At 58.8% G+C, this 22,935-nt stretch carries 22 protein-coding genes; 8 read left to right on the top strand and 14 right to left on the bottom strand.

Annotated features, from left to right (window positions below; translation table 11 throughout):
• Nucleotides 1-344 precede the first annotated feature (344 nt).
• From msrQ to mrcB, 9 genes are all read right to left on the bottom strand, one after another.
• Entirely contained in the window at nt 345-965 is a 621-nt protein-coding gene (gene msrQ / locus ACW9IN_RS10505) for a protein-methionine-sulfoxide reductase heme-binding subunit MsrQ (RefSeq protein ID WP_457365797.1), read from the bottom strand.
• On the bottom strand, nt 965-1,978 hold the full coding sequence (msrP, locus tag ACW9IN_RS10500; protein WP_457365796.1) for a protein-methionine-sulfoxide reductase catalytic subunit MsrP: 1,014 nt from the start codon (nt 1,976-1,978) through the stop codon (nt 965-967). Before msrP ends, msrQ begins: the two co-directional genes overlap by 1 nt.
• A 63-nt stretch (nt 1,979-2,041) precedes the next feature.
• Nucleotides 2,042-2,899 (bottom strand): CDP-diacylglycerol--serine O-phosphatidyltransferase, encoded by an 858-nt coding sequence (gene pssA, locus ACW9IN_RS10495; RefSeq protein WP_457365795.1) that lies wholly within the window; start codon nt 2,897-2,899, stop codon nt 2,042-2,044.
• A gap of 144 nt (nt 2,900-3,043) precedes the next feature.
• Entirely contained in the window at nt 3,044-4,060 is a 1,017-nt protein-coding gene (ilvC, locus tag ACW9IN_RS10490) for a ketol-acid reductoisomerase (protein WP_457365794.1), read from the bottom strand.
• 46 nt (nt 4,061-4,106) lie between these two features.
• A complete protein-coding gene (ilvN, locus tag ACW9IN_RS10485; protein WP_003176102.1) occupies nt 4,107-4,598 on the bottom strand; it encodes an acetolactate synthase small subunit in 492 nt (163 codons plus the stop codon).
• 2 nt (nt 4,599-4,600) lie between these two features.
• Nucleotides 4,601-6,325: an acetolactate synthase 3 large subunit gene (locus ACW9IN_RS10480; protein ID WP_457365793.1), complete on the bottom strand. Its 1,725-nt coding sequence runs from the start codon at nt 6,323-6,325 to the stop codon at nt 4,601-4,603.
• A gap of 431 nt (nt 6,326-6,756) precedes the next feature.
• A complete protein-coding gene (locus tag ACW9IN_RS10475) occupies nt 6,757-7,086 on the bottom strand; it encodes a YqcC family protein (RefSeq protein WP_457365792.1) in 330 nt (109 codons plus the stop codon).
• On the bottom strand, nt 7,086-7,814 hold the full coding sequence (locus ACW9IN_RS10470) for a tetratricopeptide repeat protein (protein WP_457365791.1): 729 nt from the start codon (nt 7,812-7,814) through the stop codon (nt 7,086-7,088). The genes ACW9IN_RS10475 and ACW9IN_RS10470 overlap by 1 nt, the downstream gene beginning before the upstream one ends.
• A 16-nt stretch (nt 7,815-7,830) precedes the next feature.
• A complete protein-coding gene (gene mrcB, locus ACW9IN_RS10465; RefSeq protein ID WP_457365790.1) occupies nt 7,831-10,149 on the bottom strand; it encodes a penicillin-binding protein 1B in 2,319 nt (772 codons plus the stop codon).
• Nucleotides 10,150-10,267: 118 nt separating this feature from the next.
• Between mrcB and ACW9IN_RS10460 the strand changes: the two genes are divergently transcribed.
• The 3 genes from ACW9IN_RS10460 to ACW9IN_RS10450 all read left to right on the top strand — a co-directional run bounded on the left by ACW9IN_RS10460 (nt 10,268) and on the right by ACW9IN_RS10450 (nt 12,736).
• Nucleotides 10,268-11,824, top strand: coding sequence for a bifunctional aminoglycoside phosphotransferase/ATP-binding protein (locus ACW9IN_RS10460; protein ID WP_457365789.1), 1,557 nt, complete (start codon nt 10,268-10,270; stop codon nt 11,822-11,824).
• A gap of 92 nt (nt 11,825-11,916) precedes the next feature.
• The gene (locus tag ACW9IN_RS10455; protein WP_135310628.1) at nt 11,917-12,261 is read left to right on the top strand and encodes a pentapeptide repeat-containing protein; all 345 of its coding nucleotides are present in this window, start codon (nt 11,917-11,919) and stop codon (nt 12,259-12,261) included.
• 202 nt (nt 12,262-12,463) lie between these two features.
• Nucleotides 12,464-12,736: a TfoX/Sxy family protein gene (locus ACW9IN_RS10450; RefSeq protein ID WP_457365788.1), complete on the top strand. Its 273-nt coding sequence runs from the start codon at nt 12,464-12,466 to the stop codon at nt 12,734-12,736.
• Nucleotides 12,737-12,994: 258 nt separating this feature from the next.
• On the opposite strand, the gene ACW9IN_RS10445 is transcribed toward ACW9IN_RS10450, so the two are convergent.
• Genes ACW9IN_RS10445 through ACW9IN_RS10435 form a run of 3 tightly spaced genes read right to left on the bottom strand, consistent with a single transcriptional unit; the run spans nt 12,995 to nt 15,674 of the window.
• Nucleotides 12,995-13,762 (bottom strand): heme ABC transporter ATP-binding protein, encoded by a 768-nt coding sequence (locus tag ACW9IN_RS10445; protein WP_457365787.1) that lies wholly within the window; start codon nt 13,760-13,762, stop codon nt 12,995-12,997.
• Nucleotides 13,762-14,745, bottom strand: a complete 984-nt coding sequence (locus ACW9IN_RS10440; protein ID WP_457365800.1) for a FecCD family ABC transporter permease — start codon at nt 14,743-14,745, stop codon at nt 13,762-13,764. Before ACW9IN_RS10440 ends, ACW9IN_RS10445 begins: the two co-directional genes overlap by 1 nt.
• Before the next feature lie 50 nt (nt 14,746-14,795).
• On the bottom strand, nt 14,796-15,674 hold the full coding sequence (locus ACW9IN_RS10435) for a heme/hemin ABC transporter substrate-binding protein (RefSeq protein ID WP_457365786.1): 879 nt from the start codon (nt 15,672-15,674) through the stop codon (nt 14,796-14,798).
• Nucleotides 15,675-15,830: 156 nt separating this feature from the next.
• Here ACW9IN_RS10435 and ACW9IN_RS10430 point away from each other — a divergent pair, with 156 nt between their 5' ends.
• Nucleotides 15,831-16,148, top strand: coding sequence for a Rieske (2Fe-2S) protein (locus ACW9IN_RS10430; RefSeq protein WP_457365785.1), 318 nt, complete (start codon nt 15,831-15,833; stop codon nt 16,146-16,148).
• Here the strand turns inward: ACW9IN_RS10430 and sfsA are convergent.
• Together sfsA and ACW9IN_RS10420 are read right to left on the bottom strand one after the other, a co-directional pair.
• The gene (gene sfsA, locus ACW9IN_RS10425) at nt 16,145-16,858 is read right to left on the bottom strand and encodes a DNA/RNA nuclease SfsA (protein ID WP_457365799.1); all 714 of its coding nucleotides are present in this window, start codon (nt 16,856-16,858) and stop codon (nt 16,145-16,147) included. The two genes, ACW9IN_RS10430 and sfsA, sit on opposite strands and share 4 nt — an antisense overlap.
• Nucleotides 16,858-18,030 (bottom strand): pyridoxal phosphate-dependent aminotransferase, encoded by a 1,173-nt coding sequence (locus ACW9IN_RS10420; RefSeq protein WP_457365784.1) that lies wholly within the window; start codon nt 18,028-18,030, stop codon nt 16,858-16,860. Before ACW9IN_RS10420 ends, sfsA begins: the two co-directional genes overlap by 1 nt.
• 311 nt (nt 18,031-18,341) lie before the next feature.
• Between ACW9IN_RS10420 and dksA the strand changes: the two genes are divergently transcribed.
• The 4 genes from dksA to ACW9IN_RS10400 all read left to right on the top strand — a co-directional run bounded on the left by dksA (nt 18,342) and on the right by ACW9IN_RS10400 (nt 22,933).
• Nucleotides 18,342-18,785 (top strand): RNA polymerase-binding protein DksA, encoded by a 444-nt coding sequence (gene dksA, locus ACW9IN_RS10415; RefSeq protein ID WP_065910298.1) that lies wholly within the window; start codon nt 18,342-18,344, stop codon nt 18,783-18,785.
• 83 nt (nt 18,786-18,868) lie between these two features.
• A complete protein-coding gene (gene gluQRS / locus ACW9IN_RS10410) occupies nt 18,869-19,756 on the top strand; it encodes a tRNA glutamyl-Q(34) synthetase GluQRS (RefSeq protein WP_457365783.1) in 888 nt (295 codons plus the stop codon).
• Nucleotides 19,757-19,818: 62 nt separating this feature from the next.
• On the top strand, nt 19,819-19,995 hold the full coding sequence (locus ACW9IN_RS10405) for a hypothetical protein (protein ID WP_003176118.1): 177 nt from the start codon (nt 19,819-19,821) through the stop codon (nt 19,993-19,995).
• Nucleotides 19,979-22,933 carry a sensor histidine kinase gene (locus tag ACW9IN_RS10400; protein WP_457365782.1) on the top strand — a complete coding sequence of 985 codons (2,955 nt, stop codon included), beginning with the start codon at nt 19,979-19,981 and terminating at the stop codon, nt 22,931-22,933. The genes ACW9IN_RS10405 and ACW9IN_RS10400 overlap by 17 nt, the downstream gene beginning before the upstream one ends.
• Nucleotides 22,934-22,935 lie beyond the last annotated feature (2 nt).

Genomic DNA, 22,935 nt, shown 5'->3' with positions numbered 1-22,935 from the left:
TACAGCAGCCTCATTTGCTGTCAAGTGATTATTTTCAGAAGTTTTCGAAGATTTCTTCAACAACTTCAACCACTTGCGCTTCCGATCTCTCGTTAGCGGGAGGCGAATTCTACAGCGTTACACGCTGCTGTCAACACCTCTTTTTCTCCGCTTTCGACCGAGAGGATCGAAACGTCAATAGAGCCAAACAGCACTGCTCTACCAACTCCTTCCAGGCTTCGATGACCTGAAGCGACTCGCTTTCGAAACCTACTTAACTCATTGAAACTCAAGGAGTTTTACGTTTCGACTGCGCCGGAAGTGGGGCGAATTATAGACAGATAAAATTCGACGTCAACACCTGATTACGCTTTTGTTGCAGAAAGTGGTTTTTTCGCAATAACGCGGGGGATCCGCCGCATGACCGGTGGGACCCGAAGCACCAGAAGCAACGCACCTATGGATGCATAGATAGCCCACTCCTTCAGATCAGCCCGTACGATCCACAACATATGCAATAAACCAAGCCCCAGAACGACATACACCAAACGGTGTAATTTCTTCCAGCGGTTGCCCAGTCGACGCTGGCTGTAACGATTCGAAGTCACCGCCAGTATCAGCAATGATAGAAATCCCAAGGTACCCACAATGATGTAAGGCCGCTTACGCAATTCCACACCCAATTGCGACCAATCCAAACCAAGCACAAAGACACAGTAAGCAGCCAGGTGCAGCACAACATAGGCAAAACACCACAACCCAAGTTGCCGACGCACAGCGATCCAGCCCGCCCACCCGCTTAGCCTCTGCAGCGGCGTCATTGCGAGAGTAATCAGTAACAGAATCAACGTGCCGAGCCCCAGCCGATCGACCAGCACCTTGCCCGGATCCGGCCCCAGAACAGAACTCCATGCTTCATAGAGCCAGAACAGTGGCCATATCGCCGCAGCTATAAAGACGCCTATGCGCCAGACCGGATAACGCATCAGTAGTTCTTCCGCAGATCGAGGCCGGTATAAAGAGACGCCACCTCATCCGAGTAGCCGTTGAACATTTGCGTCTCGCGCACATTGGGACTGAACAACCCACTCGGCAGACGGCGTTCCCGGGCTTGAGTCCAGCGCGGATGGTCTACCGCAGGGTTCACATTCGCATAAAAGCCATACTCGTCCGCAGCAATACTCTGCCAAGTGGTTTTCGGCTGTTCGCTCACAAGACTGATGCGGACAATGGACTTCACACTCTTGAAGCCATACTTCCATGGCACGACCAAACGCAGCGGCGCGCCATTCTGGTTAGGCAGTTCGCGCCCGTACATCCCCACAGCCAGAATCGCCAAAGGATTCATCGCTTCATCCAATCGCAAGCCTTCTACATAAGGCCAATCGATCAAGCCAAAACTCGACCTCTGCCCCGGCATGCTCTTGGGATCCTGGAGCGTTTCAAAACGAATGTATTTGGCCTTTGAGGTTGGCTCAACCTGCTTGAGCAACGCCAAGATCGGAAAACCGATCCATGGAATAACCATTGACCACGCCTCGACACAGCGCAGACGGTAGATGCGTTCTTCCAACTGATAGGGCTTCATGAAGTCTTCCAGGGCATATCGGCCTGGCTTCGCGACTTCGCCGTCAATCACAACACTCCACGGCTCGGTCTTGAGCGATCCCGCATTGGTCGCTGGATCGCCCTTGCCTGTACCGAACTCATAGAAGTTGTTGTAGTGGGTCGCATCCTTGAAAGGAGTGACGGCCTCATCCTTTACTGTCACCGCCTGCCATTTGGCGCCCGACAGCTTATCGGCAAACCAGCCAGGCGCCCTCCCTGGCTCGACATCCGCATAGCGCGAAGCATCATTCGCACTGGCCCAACGCGGCAAACTGCCGGCGGCGAGACCGGCAAGCGCACCACCCAGCACACTGCGACGAGAAAGATAGAAAGATTCGGGGGTAACCTCCGATTCGTGACTATCGGACACTCTAGGGACTTTGATTAACATGGCAACTCCGCAGCATTGGAGGACAGATGCACCAATAGACTGCGGAGTATGGGGGAAATTACATTAAGGCAACGTTTTGTCGCGACGAAGATGCAACAGATACTGCACCGGGCCGGACGCAGCATAAATCAGGAATGCCAACAACAGAATGCGGGGCGGATCACTGAAAACCACGGCAAACACCAGCACGACTGCAAGGATCGCCACAAACGGCACGCGCCCCTTGAGATCCAGTTCCTTGAAGCTGTTGTACTTGATGTTGCTGACCATCAGCATGCCGGCCGCCGCAACCATCAAGGCTACCAGGAAGGACATCTTGGAGCCCTGGATTCCGTAGTCACTGAACGCCCAGACGATACCCGCCACCACACCCGCTGCCGCAGGACTTGCCAAACCGATGAAGTAACGCTTGTCGGCAGTACCCACCTGGGTATTGAAGCGAGCCAGTCGCAACGCCGCGCCCGCCACATAGATGAATGCAACCATCCAGCCCACCTTGCCCATATCCCCAAGCGCCCAGGCAAACGCCAGCAATGCAGGCGCAACACCAAAGGCAACCATGTCCGACAGCGAATCGTATTCGGCGCCAAAAGCACTCTGGGTATTGGTCATCCGCGCCACACGGCCATCGAGACCGTCGAGCACCATGGCGACAAAAATGGCGATGGCAGCAAAACCGAAGTATTTGCTGGCACTCACCGCATCACCCGCTGCCAGCGCACTTTGGGCGCTCATGGAGTTGATGATGGAGTAGAACCCGGCAAACAGGTTCGCCGTGGTGAACAGGTTGGGCAGAAGATAGATGCCACGATGCCGGACCTTGCGACCTTCCGCATCGTGCCCTTCCTCGACATGCTCATCGATCGGCAGCAGGCTATCGGCGTCAGGAGCCTGACCTGGCTCTTCGGGACGTTCGCTCATGGACTTTACCTTGCAACGGTGTGAAAAGAATTCGACAAATACTTGCGGCGACTGTTCGCCCGCAAACGATGCAGCTTTATACCAGAACCCGCCCCCAAACGAAAAAACGCGGCCTAAGCCGCGTTTTCCCTTGATACGTACGACTTAGTTCTTGGCTTTGTCGACGATCTTGTTGGCACCGATCCACGGCATCATGGAGCGCAGTTGCTCGCCGATGATTTCGATACCGTGAGCGGCGTTGTTACGACGCTTGGCGGTCATCGAAGGGTAGCCGGTAGCGCCTTCGCTGATGAACATTTTGGCGTATTCGCCGTCCTGAATACGTTTCAGGGCGTTGCGCATAGCCTGACGGGACTCGGCGTTGATCACTTCCGGGCCGGTCACGTACTCGCCGTACTCGGCGTTGTTGGAGATCGAGTAGTTCATGTTGGCGATACCGCCTTCGTACATGAGGTCAACGATCAACTTCAGTTCGTGCAGGCACTCGAAGTAGGCCATTTCCGGCGCGTAGCCCGCTTCAACCAGGGTTTCGAAACCGGCTTTTACCAGCTCAACGGTACCGCCGCACAGAACGGCTTGCTCGCCGAACAGGTCGGTTTCAGTCTCGTCCTTGAAGGTGGTTTCGATGATGCCGGTACGACCGCCACCGACGCCAGCAGCGTAGGACAGTGCCACGTTCTTGGCGTTGCCCGATGCGTCCTGGTAGATCGCGATCAGGTCAGGGATACCGCCACCCTTGACGAACTCGGAACGCACGGTGTGGCCCGGAGCCTTCGGCGCGATCATGATCACGTCGAGGTCAGCACGCGGCACAACCTGGTTGTAGTGGATCGCGAAGCCGTGGGAGAAGGCCAGGGTGGCGCCTTTCTTGATGTTCGGCTCGATTTCGGTTTTGTACAGTTGGGACTGGAATTCGTCCGGGGTCAGGATCATGACCAGGTCTGCAGCCGCAACAGCGGAAGCCACGTCGGTGACTTTCAGGCCGTGAGCTTCAGCCTTGGCAACGGTAGCCGAGCCTTTACGCAGACCAACGGTTACATCAACGCCAGAATCTTTCAGGTTGCAAGCTTGTGCGTGACCCTGGGAGCCGTAGCCGATGATGGCGACTTTCTTGCCCTGGATGATCGACAGGTCACAATCTTTATCGTAATAAACTTTCATGAGGTTCCTCTATATATCCAGGCCGTAAGGCCATTCGCTAATTGGGTTAGATGCTGAGTACTTTGTCGCCACGGGCAATCCCGGTGACGCCACTGCGTACGGTTTCCAGAATCGAGGCCGTCCCGATCGACTGGATGAAGCTGTCCAGCTTGTCGCTTGTACCGGTCAATTGAACGGTATAAACGCTGGCACTCACATCGACGATCTGCCCGCGATAAATGTCGGTAGTCCGTTTGATCTCGGCACGTTGAGCACCCGTGGCCTTGACCTTGACCAGCATCAGCTCGCGCTCGATGTGGGCACTTTCCGACAGGTCGACCAGCTTGACCACTTCGATCAGCTTGTTGAGGTTCTTGGTGATCTGCTCGATCACCTCATCGTGGCCTACGGTGGTCAACGTCAGCCGCGACAGGGTCGGGTCTTCGGTCGGGGCCACGGTCAGGCTTTCGATGTTGTAGTTGCGTTGCGAAAACAGGCCGACAACACGAGACAGAGCGCCGGGTTCGTTCTCCAGAAGCAGGGAGATAATGTGCCGCATGATTAAGTACGCTCCGTCTTGTTCAGCCACATGTCGCGCATAGAGCCGTCTTTGATCTGCATCGGGTAGACGTGCTCGCTGGTATCCACCTGAATATCGATGAACACCAGGCGGTCCTTCATGGCGAACGCCTCTTCCATCTTCGGCTTCAGATCTTTCAGATCGGTGATGCGAATGCCAACGTGGCCATAGGCTTCAACCAACTTGACGAAATCTGGCAGCGATTCCATGTAGGAATGGGAGTGACGGCTGTTGTAGCTCATGTCCTGCCATTGGCGAACCATGCCCAGCACACCGTTGTTCAGGCAGACGATCTTCACCGGAAGGCCGTACTGCAGGCATGTCGACAGCTCCTGGATATTCATCTGGATACTGCCTTCACCCGTGACGCACGCGACATCGGCGTCCGGGAAGCTCAGTTTCACGCCCATGGCCGCCGGGAAACCAAAGCCCATCGTGCCCAGGCCACCGGAGTTGATCCAGCGGTTAGGCTTGTCGAACTTGTAGTACTGCGCGGCGAACATCTGGTGCTGGCCCACGTCAGAGGTCACAAAGGCGTCGCCCTTGGTCACTTCGCACAGGGTCTCGATCACGGTTTGTGGCTTGATGATGCTGCCGTCGCCCTTGTCGTAAGGGAACAGGCCGCGATCACCGCGCCATTCGTCGATCTGCTTCCACCAACTGGCAACGGACTCCTTGTTCGGCGTCTCGCCGATGTCCTTCAGCGCAGCAACCATCTCGGTCAATACGCTTTCCACAGGACCTACAATCGGCACGTCGGCCTTGATGGTCTTGGAGATGGACGCCGGATCGATGTCGATGTGGATGATCTTGGCGTTCGGGCAGAACTTGCTCGCACCGTTGATCACCCGGTCATCGAAGCGTGCGCCCACAGCCAGGATCACATCAGCGTGGTGCATCGCCAAGTTGGCGGTGTAGCTGCCATGCATGCCGAGCATGCCGACGAACTGACGGTCAGAGCCCGGGAATGCACCAAGGCCCATCAGGGTGTTGGTCACTGGCAGGTTGAGCATCTTGGCCAGTTCGGTCAGCGGTGCGGAACCGCCACCCAGAATCACGCCCCCCCCCGAGTACAACACAGGGCGCTTGGCCGCCAGGAGCATTTCTGCCGCCTTGCGGATTTGCCCCGAGTGCCCACGAACGGCCGGGCTGTAGGAACGCAGCTTGGCTTTCTTCGGGAAGATGTATTCGAATTTTTCAGCCGGGTTGGTCATGTCTTTCGGCACATCGACCACCACAGGGCCCGGGCGACCGGACTGGGCAAGGTAGAAGGCCTTTTTCATGACTTCCGGGATTTCCGATGGATGCTTGATCATGAAGCTGTGTTTCACGATCGGCCGGGAGATACCGATCATGTCGGTTTCCTGGAATGCATCGGTACCCACCATAGTGCTGGGCACCTGGCCGGAGATGATCACCATCGGGATGGAGTCCATATACGCAGTCGCGATGCCGGTGATGGCATTCGTTGCGCCTGGGCCGGACGTTACCAGTACCACACCGGCTTTACCGGTGGCACGGGCGTAACCGTCAGCCATATGGGTTGCAGCCTGTTCGTGACGAACCAGGATGTGAGTAACAGCCGGTTCCTTGAACAGTGCGTCGTAAACATGCAGCAGAGCACCACCTGGGTACCCGTAGATATAGTCGACGCCTTCGTCACGCAAAAAGCGGACGAGCATCTCACCACCAGATAAAAGCTCCACGTTGTTCACCTCTAAAACGCCAGAATACCGTCCGTTGAAAACCGACGGGTCTTAATAGGTTTACTTCTCAACAGAGCATGAGCGACGGTGGTCGCCGACTACGTCAGCACTGACTGAGCAAGTATTGGGATCGTCCCAAGTGTTGCGGGCTTTTCCCACCCAGCGCGAGGTAACGCGTTGCGGGTGTTACAGGTCGGCGCGGATATGCGCCTCATGATCTGCTGAGCGGGCCTGCTTCTGGCAGTCCCGATACAGCGGACTTTGGATTCTTCTGTTTCAGGCCCTTCAAGTCAAGCAATAATTGCGCTTTTTTCCAACTAAGCGCATGAGAACGTAGAAGAAAGGGCTCTGAGGAGGGATAAAACTCGCCTGAATGTCGTCAAGCGGTAGAAATATGCGCAAGACTGCCGAAAAACCCGGCAGTCAGGCAATTAACGAGCGTCGGCAATCAGTTGGTCGAACTTTTTCAGCGCATTTCGCAACCCAAGGCTCTTTTGTGGCTGATCGGCATAGACCATGTTGGCCATTTCCAGAATCCCCGACGCATTGGGCAACGGCAGATCCTGCTCGAGAATCTGCTTCATGCGCACGAGGAAAATCCATTGCAGCCATTGGTTGAAATCCAGGGTATCCACCGCGAACGGCTCGACACTGGCGAGCGCCTCGGCGCTGGGAGACACTTCGTCCCACCAGTCTTGCACGCGCAATTCGCGTTCGATCAGCAACAGCTGTTCAGCAATCGCTAGAAAACGCGCGTCCATCAGAGGCTGACCTTGGCTTTCTGTCGGGCCTGGGCAGCACCCGCAGCATCGCCCTGTGCCGCCCGCGCATCACCGATCAGGGCCCACAAACTGGCCTGCAGATCGGGACGCCCATTGGCCAGCGTGAGCCCACGACGAGCAAACTGCTCGGCTTGTGGCGCATCGCCCTGGGCCATCCGCACCTGAGCCAGACGGTACAGCACCTGCGGTTCACGCGGTGCCACACGCTGGGCGCGCTCAAGGCTCGACGAGGCGCCGTTCAAATCACCACCGGCCTGCTGTTGCTGGGCGGTGGTGAGCAAGGCCAGTACTGGACCATCCAGTTGCTCATCAGCCGACAGGCCACCAGCGCTGGACGACGGGATACCGCTCGGGGTCGAGGGCATGTTGTAAGTACCCTGATTGATCGGCGCGGTTTGAATCGGCGTGGAGTCGATAGGCCCCGAAGTGCCTGGCCCAGGCCTCCAAGGCTCGGCACTAATTGGCGCGGATGTCGCCGCACCGCCACCCGGCACCATGACCACTACGCCCGAATCCTGCGGCACCGCCTGGGTTGCCTGCACAGGGCGCTTGGTGACGGTCTGACGGAAGCCGCCATTGGCCGAAATTCGATCGTTATTGGAGACGGCTGTGCTTGAATCCACCACAGGAATCGAACCGCGCTCCACGCTGGCGCAACCATTGAGCAAAGCCAGAGCTGTAATAGCTGGAATCCACCACTTGTTCACATGAAACCCTCTTTGCTTAATTCATCCAGCCCTTGACCCAGTCCATCACCGATTCCGCCGGGGCGTTACCTCCGCAGGCTGCACCGGGTGGCGGTTCGCTGCCGCGAATATACGGCATCTGCACCGCGCCCGGACAGTTGGCATCAGAGCCTTGGCCGGTGTGGGGATCAATCCAGGCCTGCACAATATTGTCCGGCTGCGGCATGTTCAACGGCAGCGGGTCGGCCTTGCGCATGAAACTGGTCCAGACCTGCAACGCGCCGGTGGCACCGGTAAACGGCGTCTTGCCGTTGTCATCACGCCCCAGCCACACCACCGCCAGCACATCTTGGCCAAAGCCTGCAAACCAGCTGTCACGCGAGTCGTTACTCGTACCGGTTTTGCCGGCCAATGTCAGGTTCGAGGGCAGCACCTTATAGACGGAACTACCGGTCCCTTCGCGCATTACGCGCTGCATGGCGTTCTGGATCAGGTAGATGGAGCCGGCATCGAAGCGCTGTTGAATCTGGAACGGATAGCGCTTGAGCGGCTCACCTTCGGCCGTCAGTACGCTGCGAATCCCGCGCATCGGCGTATTGAACCCACCGTTGGCAAGGGTCTGGTACATGGTCGCGACTTCCATTGGCGTCATCGCTCCCGCCCCCAGCAGGATCGACGGGAATGCCGGAAACTCACGGGAGATCCCCAACCGACCCAGGGTCTTCAGAACATTCGGGACTCCCACATCCAGCCCAAGACGCGAGGTGGAAATGTTGTAGGAATGCGCCAGCCCCTGGTACAGAAAGACGGTGCCATGGGAACGACGGTCAAAGTTCTGCGGCGTCCACACCTGACCATCAGCCCCTTTGACCGACAGTGGGTCATCCGACAGCCAACTGGTCAGCGTGTATTTGCTGGGTTTTTCCAGGGCAGTCAGATAAACCGCTGGCTTGACCAACGAACCGATCGGCCGCACGGCATCCAGCGCACGGTTAAAGCCTGCGAAACTGGCCTGGCGGCTGCCGATCATGGCCTGGACCTCACCCGTTTCCGGGTTGGTCACGACCATGGCGGCTTCAACGTCATCCGCACCTTTGCGGCCGATCAGGCGCTTGAAGGTGTCGTTGACCGAAGCCTCGGCTTTCATCTGCAGAATAGGATCGAAACTGGTGAAGATCCGCAGCCCTTCCTCGGTCAAGTCTTCGTCTCGGTAATCTTCACGCAGTTGGCGCTTGACCAGATCGATGAAGCCTGGGAACGAGCTGTCCGCCAGCTTGCCGCGAGTGGTCACACCCAGTGGCATTTTCTTCGCCGCCGCGACCTGCTCGGCGGTAGCAACGCCCTGCTGTTCCAACACATCGAGCACCAGATTGCGACGCTCCAGCGCGCGCTCCGGATTGCGGCGCGGGTTGTAATAGGAGGGCCCCTTCACCATGCCGACCAGCAACGCCACTTGATGCAACTTCAGCTCGGACAGCGGCTGGCCAAAGAAAAACTGGCTGGCCAGGCCAAAACCGTGCACGGCACGCTGGCCATCCTGACCAACGAATACCTCGTTGAGGTAGGCCTCGAGAATTTCCTGCTTGCTGTAATGCAGCTCAAGCAGCATCGCCATCATGGCTTCGGTCAGCTTGCGGGTCAGGCTGCGCTCGTTGGTCAGATAGAAGTTCTTCACCAACTGCTGGGTCAGCGTACTGCCGCCCTGGGTCATCTTGCCGCCGGAGGTATTGACCCAGATGGCACGGGCAATTGATTTCGGCGATACACCCCAGTGGCTATAGAAGTCGCGGTCCTCTACAGCGACCAGGGTTTCCAACAGATAAGGCGGCACCTGATCGAGCTTGATCAGGATGCGATCTTCAAGGTTCTTGGGATAAATACCGCCGATCAATAGCGGTTCCAGTCGCACCACCGGCAACTTGGAGCCGTTGAGCGATGACAGCTCGGCGACATAGTCACCGGAGAAGCGCACGCGCACCGGCTGGGCTTTTTCCAGGCCTTCATAGAACTGGAAACCCCGGGTATTGAGGTCGACGGTATTACCGCTCACCGCAGCGGCGCCCGGGCCGTTGGATACCGGTTCGCGACGATAGCCCAGGGCGTCGAGTTCAGTGAGGAAATCATCCTTGCTCAGCTTCTGGCCGGTGAACAACTCCAGTGGGCGCGCGTACACCTTGGCCGGAATAGTCCAGCGCTTGCCGGAGAATTTCTCCTGCACCACGGCATCGAGGTACACCGCAAAGCCTGCGAGCACCACAAGGCCTACAAGGCCGAGCTTGAGCGCCCAGCCCAGCCACGGGCGCAGGCTGCGGGAGGGAGGTTTTTTACGGGAACGGGGAGATCGGGTTCGAGTCATGGCGGCGGATTATACGCACTTTATTGATGATCAACATGAGCCGGACAGCGGTTTGCACGACCGGCTGCAGCGGCCATAATGCATGCCACGTTTTCTCCCAGACTCTGAAGGATCGCCCGTGAGCCAGTCACTGATTGCTGCCCTGCAAAACCCGGCGTTGTACCCCCATCCGGTTGAATCATTCCAAGTCATCGAAACCCATATCTCCTGGGTCGTGCTCACCGGCCCTTACGCTTATAAATTGAAGAAACCGATGAACTTCGGCTTTCTCGACTTTACCTCCCTCGAAAGCCGCGGCCACTTCTGCAACGAAGAGCTGCGCCTCAACCAACGCCTGACCGAAGATTTGTATCTGGACGTGCTGCCGATCACCGGTACTGCCGAGGCCCCGCAATTGGGTGGCGAAGGTCCGGTCATCGAGTACGCGCTGAAAATGCGCCAGTTCCCGCAAAGCCAACTGCTCAGCACCCTACAAGCCAATGGCGAACTGACCAGCGCACACATCGACGAGATGGCCAGGCAGATTGCACAGTTCCACCTCGCAGCCCCGAAAGTGCCGCAAGAACACCCGGCTGGCACGCCGGACGAAGTGATGGCGCCAGTGCGACAGAACTTCGAACAAATCCGCCCGTTCCTCAGCGACAAAGCTGACCTCGTGCAACTTGAAGCCCTGCAGGCCTGGGCCGAAAGCAGCTTCGAGCGCCTCAAGCCACTGCTCGAACAACGCAAGCGCGATGGCTTCACCCGTGAATGCCATGGTGATATCCACTTGGGCAACGCCACCTTGATCGATGGGAATGTGGTGATTTTCGACTGCATTGAGTTCAACGAACCCTTCCGCTTCACCGATGTGTATGCCGACACTGGCTTCCTGGCCATGGACCTGGAAGACCGCGGCCTCAAATCCCTGGCGCGCCGCTTTGTCAGCCAATATCTGGAGTTGACGGGCGACTATCAAGGTCTTGAGGTGCTGAACTTCTACAAAGCCTACCGTGCACTGGTGCGAGCCAAGGTCGCGCTGTTCAGCATGCCAAGCGAGGCAAGCCCGGTGCAACGGGCCACCACCCTGCGCCAGTACCGCAATTACGCGAACCTCGCGGAAAGCTACAGCACCATTCCGTCGCGTTTCCTCGCAGTCACGCACGGCGTCTCGGCTGTAGGCAAAAGCCAGGTCTCGATGCGACTGGTGGAAGCTTTGGGCGCCGTGCGCCTGCGTTCGGACGTTGAACGCAAGCGCTTGTTTGGTGAACAACAAGTGGAAAACACTCCACAAGCCGGCATTTATGCATCCGATGCAAGTACAGCGACCTACGCTCGCCTGAATGAAATTGCCGATACCGTGCTGCGTGCAGGCTTCCCCGTGGTGCTGGATGCCACCTTCCTGAAGCAGGAACAGCGCAGCGCCGCCGCGAAAGTGGCCGAAGCCACTGGCGCGCCGTTCCTGATTTTGGATTGCAACGCACCACAGGCTGTTATCGCTAGCTGGTTGGCGCAACGCCAGGCGGATAAGAACGACCCTTCCGACGCAACACTGGCGGTTATTGAGGAGCAACAAGCCAACCGTGAGCCGTTGACCGCTGAAGAACTGCTTCTCAGCCATCGTGTCGAGACCAATGAAAGCGGGACGCTTGACGCATTGGTAGCGCATATCCGTCAGCGTCTGCCGGGCTTGTAAGAAATATTTCTTGGTCGTGTCGTCTAGTTAGGCGCACGACCGAGCAATAGTGGCACTATAATGGCGTCATAAAACCACCAGGTGCCGCCATCATGAGTCAGCCGAAGCTTCTTGATACTCCGCTCTACTCGCTCCTGCACAAAGACGATATCCGCGGCTTCAACCAGGAGCGCCCCAAAGATGGCGCCATTGACATGCGTGGTGGCGACTTCCGTGGCCTGGACCTGCGTGAACTGAACGCCACCGGGGTGGATTTCACCGATGCGTACTTTCGCTCCGCCGATTTGCGCGGCCTGGACCTGCGTGACTGCTCACTGGAAGGCGCCAGTTTGGCCCATGCGCAGATTTCAGGCGCTTACTTCCCGCCTGAGCTGACCGCCGACGAGATCCTCATGTCGGTCAACTTCGGTACTCGCCTGCGCTACCGCACCAAGTAAAGATCATCAGCGGCGTCCGACTGTGCTCACCGCGCAGCGGGCGCTTCATGTCTGCTGTCCGTCAATCCATAGCACCATTCTTATAAGCTTTTGGACCGCTTCTGACCAAAGAACCACGCTTTTCCTACTGAGCGCTACACTCCTTTCAGGCTTGCCTGGTCACGATACCCACCGCACCATTCGGCCGTCGCAAGGAGGCTTGATGAACGATGAGCTGCAACACCTGAAAAACCTTGGCAAGACGTCGGCGCAATGGCTGCATGCGGTGGGCATCCACAGTGCCTCCGACTTGCGTCGCCTGGGGGCGGTCGATGCCTACCGCGCCGTACGGACCCGTGGGTTCCGTGCGTCGAAAGTGCTGCTGTATGCAATCGAAGGAGCGTTGATGGATGTGCACTGGAACGATATTCCCGCCGAGCGCAAGGACGCATTGAATCGCCAGCTGGATGCCATTTCAACGCGCCAGAAAAATTAGATCGAACGACCATAACCAACGTTTAAAGGAATTCCGAACGACCGTTTGAGAAAAACACGAGATCACACGAAAACAAACGTTGACTCACAAATGAGAATCGTTATGATTATCACAACTGGTCGCGAGATCAGCCGATAACTGAAAGACCATTGGTTCGGACTCTCAGATTATCTCCTCATCAGGCTAATCACGGTTATTTGACCCGGCTTTTGCCGGGTCTTTTTTTGCCTGTAGAAAGCTGTCCGCAAGACACCCTGCTTAGCGTGCAATGATCAACGGATGCCCACGCTCCGGATGCGACTGCACCAATACATCCAAACCGAATACGGCTTTGAGCAATTCAGGCTGCATCACTTGGAACGGCGTATCCAACGCGCGGGGACGTCCCTCCTCCAGCAGCAGAATCCGGTCACAGTAACGGGCTGCCAGGTTCAAGTCGTGAAGAATAACCAACACGGCTGCTCCCCGGTCGGCGAAGGTACGAATGGCCTGCAGGGTGGTGTGTTGATGCAAGGGATCCAGCATCGACGTCGGCTCATCCAGCAACAACGTTTGCCCCGCTTCCCCCGGCCATAATTGCGCGAGAACCCGTGCCAGGTGAACGCGTTGGCGCTCACCGCCCGATAACGCTAGGTAGCTGCGGCCGCTTAAATGCCCGACATCCGCCGAGTTCAGGGCCGAATGGATAATCTCATCGTCACGCACCCGACCGGTCTGGTGAGGCAAACGGCCCATGCCGACAACTTCCTCCACGCGAAAAGCAAAATCCAGAGTCGATGTCTGCGGCAATACCGCCAGACGCTGAGCGCGCTGCGGCCCACTCCAGTCTCTCAGCGCGCGCCGATCAAGCCACACGTTGCCTTCATCAGGATGCAACTCGCCGCACAGCGCGCCCAGCAATGTGCTTTTGCCGGCGCCATTGGGGCCGAGCACACCCAGCACCTCACCAGGCAGCAACTCAAGGGTGATATCCGACAACACGGTTTTTTGGCCACGACGGATCTGCAGCGCTTCGACTCGCAGCATCAGGCACGTCCCCGTAACAACAAGTAAAGGAAGAAAGGTGCACCGATAAACGCCGTCACAATACCGATCGGCAGCTCGGCCGGCGCGAGGGCAAGCCTCGCTACCAGATCGGCAAACAACAATAAACTCGCACCGGCCAATACCGAAGCCGGCAGCAACACACGGTGATCAGGCCCCGCCAGCAGGCGCACCAGATGCGGCACAACCAGCCCGACAAAACCAATCATGCCCGCCGCTGCCACCGCCGCCCCCACACCCAGTGCGGTGCACAACACCAACTCACGCTTGAGCCCCTCAACGTCAATCCCAAGATGGTTGGCCTCGGACTCTCCGAGCAGCAACGCATTCAGCGCCTTGGCCCGGCGCGGCAGCCACAGCGCCACACCCGCGCTGACCAGCAATAAGGGCCACAACCGGGCATAGCTGGCGCCGTTGAGGCTGCCCAGGTTCCAGAACGTCAGGGTGCGCAACGTGGCGTCGTCGGCCAGATAGGTAAATAACCCTACCGCCGAACTGGCGAGGGCGGTCAGCGCGATGCCGGCAAGCAACATGGTGGCAACGTTGGTCTGCCCGTTACGTCGTCCCAACCGATAGACCAGCGCGGTCACACCCAGACCACCGAGAAACGCACACAATGACAGCAGATAGGGCCCGAACGCGTCGGGCAAACCACCAAAAAATGCACCGCCGACAATGGCGATTGCCGCCCCTAATGCCGCGCCACTGGAAACCCCGACCAGCCCAGGATCCGCCAACGGGTTGCGAAACAACCCCTGCATCGCCACGCCAGACAATGCCAGCACGCCGCCCACCGCCAGCCCCAGCAATGTACGTGGTAGACGAATCTGCCCCAGAATGAGTTCGGCCTGCTCCAACCCCTGCGCATTGATAGGTGCCCCCATCATGCGCAGCGCCGCCCGGAGCGTGTCCAGCAAGGGCAGGCTCACCGGCCCCAGAGCCAGAGAAAGCCAGGTGGCCAGCACGCAAAGCAGTGCCAACCCGATGAACAATGTTTGCGGCTTAACCAGAGTGGTCATGGGGTGGGCTTGGCCTGAGACGGGTAAAACCCGGCAGACAGCTTCACAAGACTTTGCGGCAGACGTGGCCCCAACCCTCCCACCAACAATGTCGGGTCCAACTCAAACACGCGATCATTTTTGGCCGCCGGCGTGGAAGCCAGGATCGGGTTCTCCTTGAACAACGCCGCACGCGCCGCATCACCGGTAAGGGCACGATCAGCAAACACCAGCACATCCGGGCTCAGCCCCGCCAGCGACTCCACCGAAAACGGTTTGTAACCCGTATGAGTCGCCAGGTTATGGCCGCCCGCCTGCTGTAGCAACCAATCCGCCGCCGTGTCCTTGCCCGCGATCAAAGGCTTGCCACCGGCGTGACCGAGCAGCAACAGGACCCCGGGTGCCTTTTGCGTGGCCTGGGCCTTGGCCACCCATTTCGCCTGCTGATCGAGTGCCTGCTCATAACCGCTAAACAATTCGTTGGCCTTGGCGTCGCTGCCCAGCAATTTGCCCAAGTGCTCCAAGGTGGTTTTCAAGGTCGGCAGGTCCGGCTGTGCCGAGAACAATTCCACCTGCACGCCCGCACTGCGAATCTGGGCCAGCACTGGCGGCGGCCCCATTTCCTCGGTACCGATCAATATTTGCGGACGCAGGCTGAGAATGCCTTCTGCCGACAGCTGCCGCTGATAACCAATGCTTGGTAATGCCTTCAGGGAGTCAGGATGCTGAGTGGTGGTATCGACCCCCACCAGCTTCGGCTCACCACCCAGGGCTGTCACCCACTCCGAAAGCGCCCCACCGGCACTCACCCAACGTTGTGGCAGTTCTGAGGCGTGCGCCCCGTGATTGACCAGCAGTCCGACAACAAGCGCAATTGCGCTGGCACTCAGGCGCATAACAGGGTTTCCTTCCAAGGGCAGAGCCACTCGAACGCTCGCGGGTGTGACAGAGAAGCCCTCTCTGGCATCGTATTGAGCGCCCGGTCAGCTAACGGGCGAAGCCGGCATTTGATAATTGTTTGCATTTGAACGTCAAGGCACTTAAGGATTGAAATGAAGTTTCTCTGCCCCTCCGATACCCTCGCGCCCGACAGCAGCCTCGGGTTTGAGATCGATGGCTGCAAATTGCTGGCTGTTCGACGGGACGGCATCGCCTACTTCTACATCAACCGCTGTCCCCATCGTGGCATCCCATTGGAATGGCAACCCGATCGATTCCTGGATTCAAGTGCCAGCCTGATCCAGTGCGCCACCCACGGTGCGCTGTTCCTCATCGAAAGCGGCGAGTGCATCGCCGGACCATGCACCGGTCAACACCTCACCGCCCTGCCCGGTCGCGAAGATACCCAAGGCCTTTGGGTACAACTCTAGTCACCGAGCAGCACCTCCAACCGACGATCCACGCACACTTCCTCCGGCGTGACCCGCACGCCGTAGGCCAACACCTCTACGCCCGCTGATTTGGCCTCGCGCAGCGCTGCCGCATAACCCGCATCGATTTCCACCGCCGGGCGCACGGCATCAATTCCCGAAAGATTGACGCAATACAACTGCACCGCCCGCACGCCTTCGCGCGCCAGGTGAGCCAGCTCGCGCAGATGCTTGGCGCCGCGCTGGGTCACCGCATCCGGGAAAGCCGCCACCGAAGAGCCATCAAAGCCCAAAGTGACACTTTTGACTTCGACATAAGCTGACCCTGTCGGGTAATCCAGACGAAAATCAATGCGGCTCTTTTCCTGCCCATACGGCACTTCGCGCTTCAAAAGCGTGAACCCTTCAAGCTCGGTGATCACTCCGGCATGCAACGCCTCTTCGACCAATTGATTGGCACGCGCCGTATTCACGCACGCCAAACGTCCTTGGGGCGTTTCAGCGATTTCCCAGGTGCCCGGCAGTTTGCGTTTCGGATCATTGGAGCGACTGAACCAGACTTGGCCACCCTCCACCATGCAATTCAGCATCGAACCAGTGTTCGGGCAGTGAATGGTGATGAACTCGCCGGTAACGGTTTCGATATCGGCAAGAAATCGCTTGTAGCGGCGAATCAGCCGCCCTTCTTCGAGGGGAGGATAAAAACGCATCAGCCTTGCCAACTCCGCAAGCCACGGGCGATTCGTTCCACCGCTTCCTGTAGCCGCTCCAGGTTTTGCGTGTAGGCAAAGCGCACGTGGTGGCCAGCCTGATAGCGACCGAAATCCAGCCCCGGCGTGAATGCCACATGTTCGGTTTCAAGGAAATGACGGCAAAACGCGAAGGCATCACCGCCAAACGCGCTGATATCGGCATACAAATAGAACGCCCCTTCCGGCTCCACGGCGATACCGAACCCCAGCTCGCGCAACGCAGGTAGCAGGAAGTCACGCCGACGGCCAAACTCGGCGCGACGCTCTTCCAGAATGCTCAGGGTTTGCGGGGCAAAACAGGCCAGCGCGGCATGCTGGGCCATGCTCGGCGCGCTGATGTACAGGTTTTGCGCCAGTTTTTCCAATTCGCCCACTGCGGCAGGTGGCGCCACCAGCCAACCCAGGCGCCAGCCGGTCATGCCGAAATACTTCGAAAAACTATTTAAGACGAAGGCCTCATCATCCACCTCAAGCACACTGGCAGCATCGGTGCCGTAGGTGAGGCCATGGTAAATTTCGTCCACGACCAAATGGCCATTGCGGGCCTTGATGGCATGCGACAGGCTCGCCAATTCGTCCCGTGCCAGGATCGTACCGGTAGGGTTCGCCGGCGAGGCGACCAGTGCGCCCACGGTGTCCTGGTCCCAGTGCCGGCCCACCAGATCGGCGGTCAACTGATAGCGCACATCAGGCCCCACTGGCACCAATTGGGCCGCCCCCTCCACCAAACGCAGAAAGTGCCGGTTACAGGGATAACCCGGGTCCGCCAGCAGCCAATGCTTGCCCGGATCCACCAACAAGCTGCTCGCCAGCAGCAACGCGCCCGAGCCGCCCGGTGTGATCAGGATGCGCTCGGGATCCACCTTCAGCCCGTAACGCTGCGCGTAAAAACCGCTGATGGCCTCGCGCAGTTCAGGCAGGCCGCGGGCGGCGGTGTAGCGCGTCTTGCCACTGGCCAGCGCCGCCTGACCGGCCTGGATGATCGGCTCGGCGGTGGTGAAGTCCGGCTCGCCGATTTCCAGGTGAATCACATCATGACCGGCCGCCTGCAACTCGTTGGCCCGCGCCAGCAGCGCCATGACGTGAAACGGTTCGATGGCGCGACTGCGCGCACTGTAGGGCTGAGCCATTAGCCTTCCTTAACGGGGTAAGTACAAAGCATCGATTCTACCCAACCGGGCGCATAACGCCCGCTCTATTGCCACACACCTTCCCCGGCGAATCGGGCAAGCCCCGCCAGAACGACTAAAATCAACATTCAAGGCAGCGCCCTTCGGCTTGCAGGTGTTTGCAGCCCCCACAAGGTGGGGGCTCGACAACCGGGAGTGGCGCACCCCGAATCTATCTGGTAAGTTCGCCCGCTTGCAGCCGCAGGGCCGGCAGGTGTCGGTAACGTTGCAATCCTGCGCAATGGATTAGAAGAGTGAGAGGCGGTCTATTCATGTCCACCCAAGCAAAGCAACAGCAATCCTCAGGCCTCAGTGGCTTCACACCCTATGTTGAGGCAAAGGGTGAGGAGTACATGAGTGAGCCCATGCGCAAGCACTTCTCCAACATTCTGAAGAAGTGGAAACAGGACTTGATGCAGGAAGTCGACCGCACGGTAGACCACATGAAGGACGAAGCCGCCAACTTCCCGGACCCGGCCGACCGTGCCAGCCAGGAAGAGGAGTTCGCCCTTGAACTGCGTGCCCGCGATCGCGAGCGCAAGCTGATCAAGAAAATCGACAAGACACTGCAACTGATCGAAGACGAAGAATATGGCTGGTGTGAATCCTGCGGCGTCGAGATCGGTATCCGTCGCCTGGAAGCCCGCCCAACCGCGGACCTCTGCGTAGACTGCAAGACCTTGGCTGAAATCAAGGAAAAACAGGTCGGCAAATAATCCTGCCGAGCTGAACGAATGGGGCGTGCGAACGCCCCATTTTTGTTTCTGGCGTTTACCGATTTTCCAGTACTATCCGGCCCATGACAGCTTCTACCTATATCGGGCGTTTCGCCCCTACGCCCAGCGGCCATTTGCACTTCGGCTCGCTGGTTGCCGCCCTCGCCTCCTACCTCGACGCGCGTGCCAACCAAGGCCGCTGGCTCATGCGCATGGAGGACCTCGATCCGCCTCGCGAAGAACCCGGCGCCCAGGCCGCGATTCTCCATGCCCTGGAAAGCTATGGCTTCGAGTGGGACGGTGAACTGGTCCGACAAAGCGAGCGGCATGAAGCCTACGCCAAAGTGTTGAACGATATGTTCAACCACGGTCTGGCCTATGCCTGCACCTGTTCACGCAAACAACTTGAACCCTACAGCGGAATTTACCCGGGCCTGTGCCGCAATGCCGGCCATGACCAGCACGACGCAGCCATCCGTTTGCGCGTACCCGAACTGACCTATCACTTTACCGACCGTGTACAAGGTGAATTCCGACAGCATCTGGGCCGTGACGTGGGCGACTTCGTCATCCGTCGCCGTGACGGTCTGTACGCCTACCAGTTGGCAGTGGTTCTTGACGATGCCTGGCAGGGCATCACCGATATCGTGCGCGGTGCCGACCTGCTGGACTCCACGCCTCGCCAGCTTTACCTGCAGGAACTGCTGGGGCTGCGCCAGCCGCGCTACCTGCATGTACCGCTGATCGTCCAGCCGGACGGTAACAAACTGGGCAAATCCTACCGCTCACCGCCGCTGACACCCGACCAGGCCACCCCACTGCTCCTGCGGGCGCTGCGTGCACTGGGCCAGCAACCGGGCGATGAACTGCGCTACGCCAGCCCACGGGAACTGCTGGACTGGGGCATCCGTCACTGGGATGCTTCACAGGTCCCGCGCACACTCACCCTGGCCGAAGCGCAACTGAGCTGAAGGCGCTTGCAGCTTGCCAGCCATCCGTTACCATCGCCGCAGTTTTTCAATCAGAGGCCAACATGTACATCTATCGATTGGTCCTGCTGCTGGTCGTCGGGATCTACCTGTTTTCCCCCGCCATCATGGACTGGTGGATCGACGCCACCGGCGCCTGGTATCGCCCGTATCTGCTGTGGCTGATCCTGATCGTCGTGACCTTTATCCTGCAGAGCCAAAAAGATGCCGATGAGCTTTAGCCTCACCCAGATGCTGCTGATCAGCGCCGCCTACCTGGCCGCGCTGTTCGGAGTGGCCTGGATCAGTGAGCGCGGAATGATTCCGCGGGCGATCATTCGCCATCCGTTGACCTACACCTTGTCCCTGGGGGTGTACGCCAGCGCCTGGGCGTTCTATGGCACCGTGGGCCTGGCCTACCAATATGGCTATGGGTTTCTCTCCAGCTACCTCGGCGTGTCCGGGGCCTTCCTGCTGGCACCGGTGCTGCTGTATCCCATCCTCAAAATCACCCGCACCTATCAGCTGTCGTCCCTGGCCGACCTGTTTGCGTTTCGCTTTCGCAGCACCTGGGCCGGCGCGCTGACCACGGTGTTCATGCTGATCGGCGTATTGCCGTTGCTGGCACTGCAAATCCAGGCCGTGGCCGACTCCATCAGCATCCTCACCCGCGAGCCGGTGCAGCATCGGGTTGCCCTGAGCTTCTGTGCGCTGATCACACTGTTCACGATTTTCTTCGGCTCACGCCATATCGCCACCCGCGAGAAACACGAAGGGCTGGTGTTCGCGATTGCCTTCGAATCGGTAATCAAGTTGATCGCCATCGGCGGCGTCGGGGTGTATGCCCTCTACGGCGTGTTCGACGGTCCGCAGCAACTGGAGCTCTGGCTGCTGCAAAATCAGACCGCCCTCGCCGCCCTGCATACCCCTTTGCAGGAAGGCCCCTGGCGCACCTTGCTACTGGTGTTCTTTGCCTCGGCCATCGTGATGCCCCACATGTATCACATGACGTTCACCGAGAACCTCAACCCGCGCTCGCTGGTCAGCGCCAGTTGGGGCTTGCCGCTGTTCCTGCTGTTGATGAGCCTGGCGGTGCCATTGATTCTGTGGGCCGGCCTGAAACTGGGCGCTACCACCAACCCCGAGTATTTCACCCTGGGCATCGGCATCGCGGCCAATAGCCCTGCTTTGGCGCTGCTGGCTTATGTCGGCGGCTTGTCGGCGGCCAGCGGCCTGATCATTGTCACCACCCTGGCACTGTCGGGCATGGCGCTCAATCACCTGGTGCTGCCGCTGTATCAGCCGCCTGCCGAGGGCAACATCTATCGCTGGCTGAAATGGACGCGGCGCGCGCTGATCGTCGCGATCATCATGGCCGGCTATGGTTTCTACCTGCTGTTGGGCGCCGGCCAAGACTTGGCCAACCTGGGTATCGTCGCGTTCGTTGCTACCTTGCAGTTCCTGCCGGGCGTGCTCTCGGTACTGTACTGGCCGACCGCCAATCGCCGTGGCTTCATTGCCGGGTTGCTGGCCGGCATCCTGGTCTGGGTCGTCACCATGCTGCTGCCGCTGGTCGGCAACTTGCAGGGCTTCTACATTCCGCTGCTCAACATGATTTACGTGCTGGACGACACCAGTTGGCACATGGCGGCGATCGCCTCCCTGGCCGCCAACGTGCTGATGTTCACCCTGATCTCACTGTTCACCAACGTCAGCCCGGAAGAAACCAGTGCCGCCGAAGCCTGCGCAGTGGATAACGTGCGCCGTCCGCAACGTCGCGAACTGCATGCCGCGTCACCCCAGGAGTTCGCCACGCAACTGGCCAAGCCTCTCGGCGCCAAGGCTGCGCAAAAAGAAGTCGAACAGGCGCTGCGCGACCTTTACCTGCCATTCGACGAACGCCGCCCCTACGCGCTGCGTCGCCTGCGTGACCGGATCGAGGCCAACCTTTCCGGCCTGATGGGCCCCAGCGTGTCCCAAGACATGGTGGAAACCTTCTTGCCCTACAAAGCTGGCGGGGAAAACTACGTCACCGAGGACATCCATTTCATCGAGAGCCGGCTGGAGGATTACCATTCGCGCCTCACCGGCCTTGCCGCCGAACTGGATGCCTTGCGCCGCTACCACCGCCAGACACTGCAGGAACTGCCGATGGGCGTCTGCTCCCTGGCCAAGGATCAAGAAATCCTGATGTGGAACAAGGCCATGGAAGAACTCACGGGCATTGCGGCCCAGCGGGTGGTGGGTTCGCGTCTCAATACCTTGGGCGAGCCCTGGAAAGAACTGCTGCAGGGATTCATCAACCTGCCCGACGAGCACTTGCACAAACAGCACCTGGCCCTCGACGGCCAGACCCGCTGGCTCAACCTGCACAAAGCGGCCATCGACGAACCGCTGGCACCGGGTAACAGCGGCCTGGTGTTGCTGGTGGAAGACCTGACCGAAACCCAGATGCTCGAAGACAAGCTGGTGCATTCCGAACGACTCGCCAGCATCGGTCGCCTGGCGGCTGGTGTGGCCCATGAAATCGGCAATCCGATCACCGGTATCGCCTGCCTCGCACAAAACCTGCGCGAAGAGCGCGAAGACGACGGCGAAATCACTGAAATCAGCGGGCAGATCCTCGAGCAGACCAAGCGGGTCTCGCGCATCGTGCAGTCGCTGATGAGCTTTGCCCACGCCGGTGCCCACCAGAATCAGGACGAATCGGTGTGCCTGGCCGAAGTGGCGCAGGACGCCATTGGTCTGCTGGCGTTGAACCGGCGCAATTTCGAAGTGCAGTTTTTCAACCTGTGCGACCCCGAACACTGGGTGGATGGCGACTCGCAACGTCTGGCCCAAGTACTGATCAACCTGCTGTCCAACGCCCGTGACGCGACACCCGCGGGGGGCGCGGTACGCGTCAAGACCGAGGCTTTCGAACATACGGTCGATCTGATCGTCGAAGATGAAGGTAGCGGTATTCCACAGAACATCATGGACCGATTGTTCGAACCCTTCTTCACCACCAAGGACCCGGGTGAAGGAACCGGTCTGGGCCTTGCACTGGTCTATTCCATCGTTGAAGAGCATTATGGACAAATCACCATCGACAGCCCGGCTGACCCAGAAAGCCAACGCGGCACCCGTATTCGGGTGACCTTGCCGCGTCATGTCGAAGCGACGTCCGCTGTGAACTGAGA

The organism is Pseudomonas sp. SDO5271_S396, from assembly GCF_054071795.1.
This window is presented reverse-complemented; position numbering and strand designations above follow the sequence as displayed.

Excerpts from the sequence above, each read along its gene's own strand:
- msrQ (WP_457365797.1), bottom strand. The coding sequence starts at position 965 with ATGCGTTATCCGGTCTGGCGCATAGGCGTCTTTATAGCTGCGGCGATA.
- ACW9IN_RS10455 (WP_135310628.1), top strand. The coding sequence starts at position 11,917 with ATGAGTCAGCCGAAGCTTCTTGATACTCCGCTCTACTCGCTCCTGCAC.
- ACW9IN_RS10450 (WP_457365788.1), top strand. The coding sequence starts at position 12,464 with ATGAACGATGAGCTGCAACACCTGAAAAACCTTGGCAAGACGTCGGCG.
- ACW9IN_RS10420 (WP_457365784.1), bottom strand. The coding sequence starts at position 18,030 with ATGGCTCAGCCCTACAGTGCGCGCAGTCGCGCCATCGAACCGTTTCAC.
- ilvN (WP_003176102.1), bottom strand. The coding sequence starts at position 4,598 with ATGCGGCACATTATCTCCCTGCTTCTGGAGAACGAACCCGGCGCTCTG.
- ACW9IN_RS10400 (WP_457365782.1), top strand. The coding sequence starts at position 19,979 with ATGCCGATGAGCTTTAGCCTCACCCAGATGCTGCTGATCAGCGCCGCC.
- gluQRS (WP_457365783.1), top strand. The coding sequence starts at position 18,869 with ATGACAGCTTCTACCTATATCGGGCGTTTCGCCCCTACGCCCAGCGGC.
- ACW9IN_RS10445 (WP_457365787.1), bottom strand. The coding sequence starts at position 13,762 with ATGCTGCGAGTCGAAGCGCTGCAGATCCGTCGTGGCCAAAAAACCGTG.
- ACW9IN_RS10430 (WP_457365785.1), top strand. The coding sequence starts at position 15,831 with ATGAAGTTTCTCTGCCCCTCCGATACCCTCGCGCCCGACAGCAGCCTC.
- dksA (WP_065910298.1), top strand. The coding sequence starts at position 18,342 with ATGTCCACCCAAGCAAAGCAACAGCAATCCTCAGGCCTCAGTGGCTTC.
- msrP (WP_457365796.1), bottom strand. The coding sequence starts at position 1,978 with ATGTTAATCAAAGTCCCTAGAGTGTCCGATAGTCACGAATCGGAGGTT.
- ACW9IN_RS10435 (WP_457365786.1), bottom strand. The coding sequence starts at position 15,674 with ATGCGCCTGAGTGCCAGCGCAATTGCGCTTGTTGTCGGACTGCTGGTC.
- mrcB (WP_457365790.1), bottom strand. The coding sequence starts at position 10,149 with ATGACTCGAACCCGATCTCCCCGTTCCCGTAAAAAACCTCCCTCCCGC.
- sfsA (WP_457365799.1), bottom strand. The coding sequence starts at position 16,858 with ATGCGTTTTTATCCTCCCCTCGAAGAAGGGCGGCTGATTCGCCGCTAC.
- ilvC (WP_457365794.1), bottom strand. The coding sequence starts at position 4,060 with ATGAAAGTTTATTACGATAAAGATTGTGACCTGTCGATCATCCAGGGC.
- pssA (WP_457365795.1), bottom strand. The coding sequence starts at position 2,899 with ATGAGCGAACGTCCCGAAGAGCCAGGTCAGGCTCCTGACGCCGATAGC.
- ACW9IN_RS10405 (WP_003176118.1), top strand. The coding sequence starts at position 19,819 with ATGTACATCTATCGATTGGTCCTGCTGCTGGTCGTCGGGATCTACCTG.
- ACW9IN_RS10475 (WP_457365792.1), bottom strand. The coding sequence starts at position 7,086 with ATGGACGCGCGTTTTCTAGCGATTGCTGAACAGCTGTTGCTGATCGAA.